The 12,473-nt window shown below is 47.5% G+C and carries 10 protein-coding genes; 8 read left to right on the forward strand and 2 right to left on the reverse strand.

Annotation, left to right across the window (positions count from 1 at the left end):
* Positions 1–34 precede the first annotated feature (34 nt).
* Positions 35–949, reverse strand: a complete 915-nt coding sequence (locus tag CHH60_RS02295) for a helix-turn-helix domain-containing protein (protein WP_095357717.1) — start codon at positions 947–949, stop codon at positions 35–37.
* A 169-nt stretch (positions 950–1,118) separates the two neighbouring features.
* On the opposite strand from CHH60_RS02295, the gene CHH60_RS02300 reads away from it, so the two are divergent.
* From CHH60_RS02300 to CHH60_RS02330, 7 genes are all read left to right on the forward strand, one after another.
* Positions 1,119–1,994, forward strand: coding sequence for a fumarylacetoacetate hydrolase family protein (locus CHH60_RS02300; protein ID WP_095357718.1), 876 nt, complete (start codon positions 1,119–1,121; stop codon positions 1,992–1,994).
* A gap of 21 nt (positions 1,995–2,015) precedes the next feature.
* Positions 2,016–3,482: an alpha-ketoglutaric semialdehyde dehydrogenase GucD gene (gene gucD / locus CHH60_RS02305; protein WP_095357719.1), complete on the forward strand. Its 1,467-nt coding sequence runs from the start codon at positions 2,016–2,018 to the stop codon at positions 3,480–3,482.
* Positions 3,483–3,498: 16 nt separating this feature from the next.
* Positions 3,499–5,472: a YjhG/YagF family D-xylonate dehydratase gene (locus CHH60_RS02310; protein ID WP_095357720.1), complete on the forward strand. Its 1,974-nt coding sequence runs from the start codon at positions 3,499–3,501 to the stop codon at positions 5,470–5,472.
* 58 nt (positions 5,473–5,530) lie between these two features.
* Entirely contained in the window at positions 5,531–7,120 is a 1,590-nt protein-coding gene (locus CHH60_RS02315; protein WP_095357721.1) for a glycoside hydrolase family 43 protein, read from the forward strand.
* A 375-nt stretch (positions 7,121–7,495) separates the two neighbouring features.
* Positions 7,496–9,169, forward strand: coding sequence for a carbohydrate-binding protein (locus CHH60_RS02320; protein WP_095357930.1), 1,674 nt, complete (start codon positions 7,496–7,498; stop codon positions 9,167–9,169).
* A 137-nt stretch (positions 9,170–9,306) separates the two neighbouring features.
* Positions 9,307–9,957, forward strand: coding sequence for a hypothetical protein (locus CHH60_RS02325; RefSeq protein ID WP_095357722.1), 651 nt, complete (start codon positions 9,307–9,309; stop codon positions 9,955–9,957).
* Positions 9,958–10,338: 381 nt separating this feature from the next.
* On the forward strand, positions 10,339–10,761 hold the full coding sequence (locus CHH60_RS02330; RefSeq protein WP_095357723.1) for a DUF3237 family protein: 423 nt from the start codon (positions 10,339–10,341) through the stop codon (positions 10,759–10,761).
* A gap of 147 nt (positions 10,762–10,908) precedes the next feature.
* On the opposite strand, the gene CHH60_RS02335 is transcribed toward CHH60_RS02330, so the two are convergent.
* Positions 10,909–11,373, reverse strand: coding sequence for a Rid family hydrolase (locus CHH60_RS02335; RefSeq protein WP_255247783.1), 465 nt, complete (start codon positions 11,371–11,373; stop codon positions 10,909–10,911).
* Positions 11,374–11,702: 329 nt separating this feature from the next.
* On the opposite strand from CHH60_RS02335, the gene CHH60_RS02340 reads away from it, so the two are divergent.
* Positions 11,703–12,173 (forward strand): NUDIX domain-containing protein, encoded by a 471-nt coding sequence (locus tag CHH60_RS02340; protein ID WP_095357724.1) that lies wholly within the window; start codon positions 11,703–11,705, stop codon positions 12,171–12,173.
* The last annotated feature ends 300 nt before the right edge of the window (positions 12,174–12,473 follow it).

A 12,473-nucleotide genomic window follows, 5' to 3' on the forward strand; every position in this document is an offset into this window, starting at 1 on the left:
CCCGGCAGCTGCTTATTTCATGTGGAAAGGTTCTTCAATCACCGAGATGCTCGGCTGCAGCAGTCCGCTGGGAATGGATGCGAAATTCGCTTGGCGTGATGCCCGTCCATCGCTTGAACTGACGGCTGAAATGCGCATTGGTCTTGTACCCCAGCATCATCGCAATATGGTCAATGTTCAGGTCTGTTTGTTTTAACAGCCGCTGGGCTTCGTTCAGAAGGGTTTCTGATAAAAACTTGCGCGGGGCTGTACCATATACCTCCCGAAAGATCCGGTTGATCTGTGAAGGGCTAATGTTCAGTGACTTCGCGATGTCTTGGATCCAGGTTCGTTCGCTCTCCCGAACGTCACCATGAAGATGGATATATCTTACGGAGTCCTCAATGTGCTCGGCAATTTGGTGGGCGATGGTTTCTTTTCTCGATAAGGTAACGGATGCGTTCTGAGATAACTGGCCAACCAGGGAGCCGAGCAGTTCGAATACGGCGGCATGGACTTTCATCTGTTTGGAGGAAGACAACGGCATGGATAAGTGTTCTGTAGCCAGATCATACAAGGTACACAGTGAAGAGGACAGTCCTGAAGCCAGGCTCGAATCTGCCGGATAATAAATGTCCTTACAGCGGTTGAGTTCTCTGCAGAAGGAGGTATCGTGTACGCTGAAATGAACAGAAAAGTATGTGAAACCCTTCGGTCCGGCACCTGTGCAGGAGTGAGTCATACCCGGACGGATAAACAGAAGGTCTCCAACGGATTGACTGTACGACTGACCGTTGACCACCATGTTCATCTCGCCGTCCAACATCCAGTGAATTTCATACATGGAATGCTCATGAGACGGATACGTCCAGTTGGAATCGACTTGTCTTGCATGCAGTCCCAACAATTGAAAAGACATGCGAACATCGGGCAGACGGCCTAAATATACGGCTTCTGAAAGTTTGGTCACAGCTACCTCCTCGTAACGCTCTGTATTCCAAATACGAATAGATTTATTTTAACAGAAAAATAATGCGTGAAAAGGGTAAGTCGTCGGAGTGATAAGTACATCGTCATGAAACATCGCTGGTGCTATGGTAATGTTATCAACCCGGTAGGGAGATAGGGGGCAAGCTGGAATGAGAATTATTCGATTTTTGGATGGACAACAGAAGTGGTTGGCAGCCGTTACGGATGATGAACAAGCGTATCGTTTGCCGCAAGCAGATTTTATGACTTTAATCTATCAGGCGAGGGAGAAGGGTGTTACTCCGGTTCAATGGATTGAAAGCGCTCTTAAACCGGTAAACAAGCTGACCGATGATTGGACTTCTCTGCACCTGATCACACCAGTCGATGCACCGGAAGTGTGGGCAGCAGGTGTGACATATCAGCGGAGCCGGGAAGCGCGGAATTATGAAGCTACGGATGGAAAGTTGGATGCGGAAACTTTCTACGATAAGGTCTATGACGCAGAGAGACCGGAGATCTTCTTTAAATCCACAGCAGCCCGGACTGTCGGGCCGAATGAGGCAGTCACGCTGCGCAGCGATTCTACTTGGCAGATCCCGGAACCTGAGCTGGGATTGGTGCTTGCCGCGGATGGCAGCATTGTGGGATACATCGCCGGAAATGACATGAGCTGCCGCGATATCGAGGGGGAAAACCCGTTGTATCTGCCACAAGCCAAAATATGGCGCAATTCCTGTTCCATAGGTCCAGCTATTCGACTAGCGGAAACGGTGAAGAATCCCTATGAATTCAGCATTGTCTGCCAAATCTATCGGGATGAATCAATGGTTGTTAAAAGTGAAGCGAGTACGTGTGAATTAAACCGCAAGCTGGATGAACTGGTTTCCTTTTTGGCAAGGGATAACGATGTGTATGACGGTACGGTACTTTTGACAGGCACTAGCATCGTGCCTCCGAATGATTTCACCCTTGAACCAGGAGACCGCATTGAAATTTCCATAAGTGATATCGGAACACTGATCAATCCTGTCATTACAAACTAGTTTAGAAGGAGGATGAATGCGATGAGCGCATTTCAGTTAGAGCAGACCTATAACAATTTTATTAACGGGGAATGGGTAAAACCAACGTCCGGATCGACGGAACCGAGCATTAATCCGGCGAATCGCAAAGAAATCGTGGGTTATGTGCCAGCCTCGGGTGTAGAGGACCTGAACAATGCAGTCGCAGCGGCAAAAGAAGCAGCGAAGGCCTGGCGGAACTTAACGGGTGCGGAACGGGGGAATTATCTTTTTCAAGCTGCTAATGTGCTGGAGCGCCGGGCCGACGAGGTGGCAGAAGCCATGACCAGAGAAATGGGGAAGACATTCCCGGAAGCCAAGGGAGAAACGATGCGCGGCGTCGCCATTTTGAGATATTACGCAGGGGAAGGCATGCGAAAAACGGGTGATGTGATTCCCTCCACGGATAGGGAGGCACTAATGTTCACAACCCGTGTGCCGCTTGGCGTAGTAGGTGTAATTGCACCTTGGAACTTCCCGGTGGCTATTCCCATCTGGAAAACGGCACCGGCTTTGATCTATGGCAACACCGTTGTGTTGAAGCCAGCTCAGGAAACGGCGGTTACAGCAGCCAAGGTTTTGGAATGCTTTGAGGAAGCCGGCATCCCGGCTGGTGTTCTCAATCTCGTGAGCGGAAAAGGCTCGGTAATCGGCTCGGCACTTGCTGAGCACCCCGATGTAAACGGGATAACTTTTACTGGTTCCAATGAAGTCGGGAAGCGGGTCGGCGCCGCAGCACTTGCTCGTGGAGCTAAGTATCAGCTTGAAATGGGTGGCAAAAACCCGATTATCATCGCGGCAGACGCTGATTTGGATTTGGCTGTTGAGGCCACGATCAGCGGCGGCTTAAAATCAACTGGCCAAAAATGTACGGCCACCAGCAAGGTCATTATTGAACGAAAAGTATATGATGCCTTTAGAGAAAAACTCCTGTCGCAAATCCAGGAAATCCGTCTGGGTGACGGGATGTCTTCCGGAAGCTGGATGGGTCCATGTGCGAGTGAAAGCCAGCTGAGTACCGTGCTTGGTTACATTCAAAAAGGACAGGATGAAGGTGCCGTACTGCTCGCTGGAGGAAAAAGACCGGACAATCCTGAGCTCGCAGAAGGATTTTATGTACAGCCGACCGTATTTGAAGGTGTCGAATCGCACATGTCCATTGCCCGGGAAGAAATATTCGGCCCCGTTCTGGCCCTGATTCCTGTGGATTCCTTGGAAGAGGCCATCGCGTCGGCAAATGACAGCGATTATGGTTTGAGTGCTTCAATCTATACACAAAACGTTGGGGCCATGCTGTCCTTCATCCGGGATATGGATGCCGGACTCGTAAGAATTAATGCGGAAACTGCCGGCGTAGAACTGCAGGCACCGTTCGGTGGAATGAAGATGTCAAGCTCGCATTCCAGAGAACAGGGGCAAGCGGCCATCGAGTTTTTTACGGCGATCAAAACAGTCTTTGTGAAGTCATAAACTGTGGGAGGCTACCATGTACGAACAGATAATGTCGATTATGGGGGAGAAGGAGTCTAGCAGCTATGATATTATAGCGCATGCTCCAGGGGCAACAGGACGTCTGCCTTTAACCGATGATTTGCTGCGGAATGCTCCAAGCGGCGACTTGTTCGGCATGTCCCAGAATGTCGGAATGGGCTGGAAGCCTGGAGAATTGAACGGAAAACAGTTTCTGATCTTAAGTACGCAGGGCGGTATCCGCAATGAAGATGGCAGTCCCGCAGCTCTTGGCTACCATACGGGACACTGGGAAGTCGGTTTGCTGATGAAAGCTGCCGCAGAAGAAATATCGAGCCACGGAGGAATCCCGTTTGCTGGCTATGTCAGCGACCCTTGCGACGGCAGGTCTCAAGGAACAACCGGCATGTTCGACTCACTGCCGTACCGGAACGATGCCGCGATGGTATTCCGCAGATTGATTCGATCCCTGCCCACGCGAAAAGGCGTGCTCGGCGTTGCAACTTGTGATAAGGGATTACCCGCCATGATGCTTGCACTTGCAGGTATGCCGCAGCTGCCAGGAGTTATTGTTCCCGGCGGCGTTACGCTTCCGCCTACCGATGGGGAGGATGCAGGTAAAATCCAAACCATTGGCGCAAGGTACGCGAATGGAGAGCTCTCTCTTGAAATGGCATCGGAGCTAGGGTGTCGGGCCTGCGCTACACCGGGCGGCGGCTGTCAGTTTCTAGGGACCGCGGCAACCGCCCAGGTGGTAGCAGAGGCGATGGGCATGACGGTGCCGCATGCCGCTCTGGCACCTTCAGGGCAGCCCATCTGGTTCGAGATGGCGCGCCAATCTTCGCGTGCACTGATCAACATGGAGTCCCAAGGGATTAAGATGGCAGACATTGTTACAGATGCGTCCATTCGCAATGCTATGGTCGTTCATGCCGCGTTCGGCGGATCTACCAATCTGCTTCTTCACATCCCGGCTGCTGCCCATGCAGCGGGTTTAACTGTGCCAACGGTACAGGACTGGATACAGGTGAACAAGAACGTTCCAAGACTGGTTAGTGCTCTGCCGAACGGACCGATCTTCCATCCGACCATACGGGTTTTTCAGGCCGGAGGTGTTCCTGAGGTTATGCTTCACCTTAGACAGCTTGGCCTGCTGGATGAATCTGTACTTACAGTAACAGGTGCGTCACTGGGTGAAGTGCTGGATTGGTGGGAATCGTCGGAACGTCGTCATCTCATACGCAAGCAATTGAAAGAGAAGGACGGGATTGATCCGGACAGTGTGATCATGAGCAGAGAGCACTCGCAGCGTCTTGGGATTTCTTCGACCGTGACCTTTCCAACCGGGAATATCGCGCCAGAAGGCTCTGTCATCAAATCCACATCCATTGATCCTGATGTGCTGGATGAGCATGGCGTGTATCGGCATCGTGGCCGGGCAAAGGTATTTACAACTGAACGCGAGGCAATCCGTGCCATTAAGACTGGCGGGGTTCTGGCTGGCGACGTTGTTGTACTGCTCGGTCGTGGACCTTCAGGAACCGGGATGGAGGAAACGTATCAGCTTACTTCTGCGCTCAAGCATTTGTCTTTTGGGAAGTATGTTTCGCTCATCACCGATGCCCGCTTCTCGGGAGTTTCAACCGGAGCATGTATTGGCCATGTTGGGCCCGAAGCACTGGCAGGGGGGCCCATTGGCAAACTCCGAAACGGCGACTTGATTGACATCGTTGTGGATCGGAGCAAGCTGGAGGGCAGCGTGAACTTCATTGGTGAAGGAGATACGGAGTTTTCGCCGGAAGAAGGAGCTATCATTCTGGCTCAAAGGACCTTCCATCCAGATATGCGTCCTGATGAAAATTTGCCAGATGATACCAGGCTGTGGGCTGCGCTGCAAGCTGTCAGCGGCGGAACATGGAGAGGGAATATATATGATGTAGACCGGATCATAACTGCCCTGGAAGCCGGCAAAAAAGCACTGGCATGGTGATGCATTTTTATCATTTGTTGTATCTGCCATTATTTTAATACCGGAGGTTGCTTCTATAATGAATATGATTACCAACCCCATTCTTCCCGGTTTCCATCCCGATCCGTCCATATGCAGGGCGGGGGAAGATTATTATATCGCCACTTCCACCTTCGAATGGTTCCCGGGTGTACGAATTCACCATTCCCGGGACCTAGTTCATTGGCGGCCGATAACTTCTCCGCTGACCCGCAGCACTCAGCTGAATATGGAAGGAAACATTAATTCCGGAGGGGTATGGGCGCCATGCCTTAGCTTTGACAACGGCGTATTTTACCTGATCTACACAGATGTCAAAAGCCGTGTAGGGGCTTTCAAAGATACTCACAATTACCTTGTGACCGCAACAGATATCGAAGGGCCATGGTCCGAACCGGTTTTTCTGAACAGCAGCGGCTTCGATCCTTCCTTGTTTCACGATGAAGATGGTCGCAAGTGGCTGGTTAACATGATCTGGGATCATCGGAAGGGCAAAAATCGGTTTGCAGGCATCGTGTTGCAGGAGTACTCTGTTCAGGACCAAAAGCTGATCGGACCTGCCATTAACATTTTTAAGGGAACAGAACTGGGGCTGACAGAAGCGCCTCATCTATATAAATACAAAGACTATTATTACTTGATTACGGCTGAAGGCGGTACGGGTTATGAACATGCCGTTACGGTTGCCCGCTCTCGTTCCCTGCAAGGTCCTTATGAAGTTGATCCGGCGAATCCAATTCTTACTTCATACGGCAGGCCGGAATTGACTCTGCAAAAGGCCGGTCATGGCAGTCTTGTCGAAACTCACACGGGTGAATGGTATATGGCTCATCTGGTCGGAAGGCCAGTTCATGAGAAATTTTGCATCCTAGGACGTGAGACTGCTCTTCAACCGTGTACGTGGAGCGATGAAGGCTGGCTGAAGCTTTCAAACGGTGGTCGGCATCCGGAGGTTTCGGTGCCTGCACCGAAAATCTCGTCGGTTCCATTTGAACCGGCACCCGAAATGGACCAATTCGATCAATCAGAGCTCCGGAACGATTGGAATACCCTTCGTATCCCACCAGATCCATCTTGGCTCAGCTTGACGGAACGTCCTGGTTACTTGCGCTTGCGCGGGATGGAGTCCATGAGCTCGACACACAGACAAAGCATGGTTGCCCGGAGGCTTCAGGATTTCAGGTGTGAAGCTGAAACTTGCCTGGAATTTGCCCCGGACCATCCACAGCAAATGGCAGGACTAATACTGTACTACGATACCAAAGACTATCTCTATTTACGGGTCACCTATCATGAAGAGAAGGGAACGTGCTTGGGAATTCTTCAGTCGAGATACGGAATATACGATGAACTGTTGGAGGATATTCCCTTGAAATCAGTGAGTCGGATTCGGTTGAAGGTGGCGTATGAGTATGACCGGGCCTGCTTTTACTATGCATGTGATGATGAACCATCCTGGTATCCTGCAGGTGGATGGTTGGATGTCACAAATCTGTCCGATGAATCTCCGGAATACATCCGGTTTACAGGAACTTATATTGGTCTCTGTGTGCAGGATCTTGGCGGTACCCGCAAGCATGCTGATTTTGATTACTTTTTGTATAAGAAAACAAAGAACGAAACGACATAAATGAACCGATTCAATGCTGAATTAAGACCTTTGTAGTAAACAGGTGAGGACCAACCTTGAAGTTGCGAAGTACTTAACAGATGACTCCTGTATTCTTCAGGGGTCATTTTTTTTTTAGCTTTGACATCTGCCAAGCTGCTGATCTGGTGGTCTGCTATATATCTCCAACTTACGCAAACCAGAAATAACCTATAATTTGTCAGGTTTTAGCTAAATGAATAATATAGTAAGATTTACAAATAAAATCTAGTTTTTGTTTTTGATCTGAAAGGGAGTGGTACATGAATTTCTATTCGCTGCTGGACAAGTTGATATTTTTGAATACGCTTTCATAACTACAACAATTTGAGGAAGGTGAAGATATTGAAATTTAAGATGAATTTAAAAAAATCAGTTCATGTTCTGTTGGCCTGTTTAACAGCCCTGCCTCTAATGTTAACGCCGACACACGTATCAGCAGCAAGTGATGCCAACATTAATTTGTCTTCCGAAAAACAGCTTATCAAGGGGTTTGGAGGCATTAACCACCCAGCCTGGATTGGCGACTTGACGGCAGCTCAGCGAGAAACGGCCTTTGGCAACGGACCGAATCAGCTTGGTTTTTCCATACTGAGAATCTATGTCGACGAAAATCGAAATAACTGGTACAGGGAGGTGGCTACCGCGAAAAGAGCCATAGAGCAAGGTGCGCTCGTATTCGCTTCTCCCTGGAATCCGCCAAGCGACATGGTCGAAACCTTCAATCGCAACGGGGATACAAACGCCAAACGATTGAGATACGACAAATATGCCGCGTACGCACAGCATCTGAACGACTTTGTCACTTACATGAAAGATAACGGTGTAAATCTGTATGCCATTTCGGTACAAAACGAGCCGGATTATGCCCATGAATGGACATGGTGGACACCGCAGGAGATGCTTCGTTTCATGAAGGAGAATGCAGGATCCATCCAGAATACCAAAGTCATGGCTCCTGAATCGTTCCAGTATTTGAAAAACATGTCTGATCCGATTCTAAATGATCCTCAGGCACTCGCCAATATGGACATTCTGGGAGCACATACGTACGGGACACAGTTCAAAGATTTCGCATACCCGCTCTTTAAGCAAAAGGGAGCCGGCAAAGAACTGTGGATGACCGAAGTGTATTACCCGAACAGTGATAACAACTCGTCAGACCGTTGGCCTGAGGCACTGGACGTATCTTACCATATGCATAATGCCATGGTTGAAGGGGATTTCCAGGCTTATGTATGGTGGTACATTCGGAGACAATATGGCCCGATGAATGAGGATGGAAGCATTAGCAAACGTGGATATAATATGGCCCACTTCTCCAAATTCGTGCGGCCAGGCTATTACCGAGTCGATGCAACCAAAAATCCGGATACCAATACTTTCGTTTCAGCCTACAAAGGTGATAATAAGGCGGTCATTGTGGCGATTAATCGCGGCACCTCGGCTGTAAGCCAAAAATTTGTCCTGCAGAATGGTAACGCTTCCACTGTATCCTCTTGGGTTACGGATAGCAGCCGAAACCTGGCAAGCGGAGCACCGATTACGGTGTCAGGTGGAGCCTTTACAGCACAACTGCCAGCCCAAAGCGTAACAACGTTTGTAGCCAATATTACCGGTGGTAGTGTCACTCCAGGCAGCGGAACCACGTACGAGGCGGAAACGGGCACTACACTTACCGATGCCGTGATCGAGACGCTCTACCCGGGATACACTGGGACCGGATACGTGAACTTTAATGCGTATACAGGTTCAGCCATTCAGTGGAATGCCATCAACAACACGATAACAGGTACCAAAAACGTAAAATTTCGTTACGCCCTGGAAAGCGGAACGCGTAATCTTGACATTTTCGTTAACGGAACCAAAGTCATCAGCAACGAACCCTTTCCCGCAACAGGCAGCTGGTCGACCTGGAGTGAAAAAACCATTCAGGTCCCCATGAACGCGGGAACCAATACGATTAAAGTGGTCACAACTGGTACAGAAGGGCCAAATATTGATAACATCAATGTCACTGCAGTCCAATAAGTGTACCGTTATGACAATGTAGAGAATAATTAGCCAAGCCCCCGTCCTGCTTTTGAACCGCTAATCGGTTCCTGGGATGGGGGTTACTCATGATTTTGAAGCTGCGTCCTTACTACCTTACAAGGAGCGTGTAGACTTTGGAAATGAGGAATGAAGAGGGAGAAGTGTTAGCCATTTTAAATATCGATTCATCTCAAGGGGAGAGTACCATTGATCGCATTGTTCGCCAATTAAAACCTGGGATGGGAAGAGGGATATATCTTGCCGCTGATAAAAAAATCAGTCAGCAAACAAATTACGGAGCAGTGAAGTGGCTCGGAGGTGTTACAGAGTTAATGGCAAAACTATCACCATGGGAGCCCGTATTTCCTGCTGATGCTAATGTGTTGGATATTCAGGTTTATTATGGATTTGACAATCTGACAGAGGAAGAAATCGATGAAATGGCTATGGAGAGTTCAGAAACTGGCAAAGATGTTGTGAGAGATCTCAAACCAAATGATACGTTCGTTGGTGTCAGTTTATTATATCGTAAAGATGAAACGCTATTTCAATTCCGGATTTTCGGAACGACGAAAAGTCGTATTCAGGTACCTGATATAGAGAAACAAACGATTGAGAAGTTAACAATTCGTTCCAACGAAGCCGTTTACATCGGAGACAATGAATCACAGAGATTGATTTGGGCGGAGGTAGGACCGACTAGGGGCAAGGCATTACAGTATGAAGTCGTGGCTGAAGATAGCAGCCGTGATTGGCTAATTTCTATTACGGAGTCTTTGAGCTAACGAGAAACGAGATCATCAACCCGATTCTAAAACCTCTTATGAAAGCAAGCTATTATTCCGCAAAAGGGGGGTTATTACAAGATGGTGGAGAAACAGGAATTATAGATTTGTGATCATTTGGAGGAAAGGAATACCATCAAGTTGAATTGATGAAATTGGGCTGTCCTCTAGAATCGAATTGCAATCAGTGCCTTCCGCTGTGTGTCAATATATTTACGATTGAAGATTGAAGTTACTAGTGACCTAATGTTTTATAAGAAGATATGTTATAAGGTTTTGTCTACGCTGTGATAACTGCTATTTAAGGACTATTTCAGTCCAACAGATGTTGATAACGATAAAATTGTAGATGACTCTATACTTAAAAAGCAGGTGAATTTCATGGCATGGGAAAAAGTATTCACGGTACATGTTGCGATAGGGGATACTACGGATCTCTCCAACAATAATGATGGCGACTCCGTAGTCATGATTTCTTTTGGTGGCCATGTCACAGGAGAATATTTCGAAGGTGACATTCTTCCTGGAGGGGTAGATACTCAAATTATTGGTCCGAATGGCGGTCGGCATAGCTTATCTGCAAGATACATGCTTCAAGGTAAGGATTATACAGGTGAAGTTTGTAAAATGTATATTGAGAATAATGGGATGTTCGAAGAGAAACTGGAGAATGTATTGTTTCGAACCTCTCCTAAAATCATCACGAACAGCCAAGCGCTGTCCTATTTGAACAATGATGAACTAATAGGCGAGGGCATACCTTCGAATACAGGAATAGATATTCATATCTATAGAAACGTATAGCTTAGATGATCGCCAAACTGAATTTTCGTATATCGTGAAAGGGACGAAGCAGCTTAGAACACTGCTTCGTCCCTTTTAAAATCCTTCATTATTTTTTCTTTTCCTTAATTGAATTCTGAAGATTTCGAGGCATCTCTAGGCGGTATACTACTCACCCCGCACCGAAGGGGCGTACGCCAACACTTCCATCTCAATCAAGTAAGGGCCTAATCCGCTGAATACGGTAATACGGGCAGGATAGGGCTCTTTCATCATTCGCTTGTATACTTCGTTGTATTGGTCCTGATCTTCTACTCGCGCCAGATGAGTGGTTGCCTTAACGATATGATCGAGTGTGAGGTCCGCTTCCTGGAGGATAACTTCTATATTGCGAATGCACTGTTCCGTCTGCTCCTTAATGCCGCCAATTGGATCAAGCGTCTGCGGATCAACGCCTACCTGACCTGCGACGTAGACAAAATCTCCTGCGCGGACAGCGTGTGAGAAGGGGAGCGGGAATTGGGGTGCATCCATAATGTTAATGGATTGTACCAAGCGATTGAGGCCGTGATGCCCAGCGATAACCTTTGCTTTGGATAGAATGGGGATAGTCAATAAATGCTGCAGATCCATCTTCAACCCACTCGCTTTCGTAATGGTAATGTTATAAAAGCTAACACATATTTGGGAGGTCGTAAAGAAAAAAATTAGGTCATCAAAACTTATACTTGACTCTAAAGCAAAACGATGGGTATTATTTCCATAGTCACTGATTGGAGGAATGAACCATGTTCATTTTAGAATTAAAACAACGTCATCATCATGGAGAGCGTTAATTTATTCCTTGAAAAATTAGGGATGGGTTAACGCTATACGCGCTTACCATCCTGCGATATACAACGCGCAGGACTTCGGTCTGGCGCGTTTTTTATTTTTTTATAACAGAAATGGAGGATGTGTGCATGACAATCATGACGGATTCAAAAGGCAACATTTTTTTGGAATTTAATCCTATCAAGGATGAAAAGCTCATTACAATGACGCTGGATGCTCCACTAACCCATGGCCTAATTGTGGTAAAGTGCCAAGGGAAGTTCCTCCTTATGCATAATAAGTGGAGGAACAACTGGGAACTGCCGGGAGGTATGATTGAACCTGGTGAAAGCGCTGAACAATGTGTCATTCGAGAATTGTTTGAGGAAACCAATCAACCTATGGACACGGCTGAATTTAAAGGTTTAATGAAGTTTAAACTTCAGCCTAGTTTCCATGGACCTGAACGGACAGAATATGGGGCTCTGTTTATGGGGGAACCATCCCAACTTCATGATTTTGTTGAAAACGATGAAGCTTCTTCAATTATTCTTTGGGATGGTACATCGGAGATAGGTGATATCGCAGAAATAGATAGGAAGTTAATTGAGTTTGTGTGATACACGATTAAGCTAAACGGAAATGATTGCTTAAAAAAAGCAAGGAGACAGCCGATCGAGCTGATCGGCTCTTTTCGTTAGGCTTGAGCCGGTTGAGTGCGTGAAAGGTGAGAAACAAAAACACCGCCACACCATACAATAACGTTTAAAAACGAACCAATAGGTTGGAAATAGCGAGGACTTTTCAGTGAATGATTTCGGTCATAAGTAGGAATTTAAGGATTTGTACCCAAAAGCCGAAGTTGTACCTTCACCTTGTGCAAATGATAGGTGTATCATTAACAAAACAGTTTTGTAAAC

Origin of the sequence: Paenibacillus sp. 7523-1, from assembly GCF_002276415.1 — a bacterium.
Classification (GTDB): Bacteria; Bacillota; Bacilli; order Paenibacillales; family Paenibacillaceae; genus Paenibacillus; species Paenibacillus illinoisensis_A.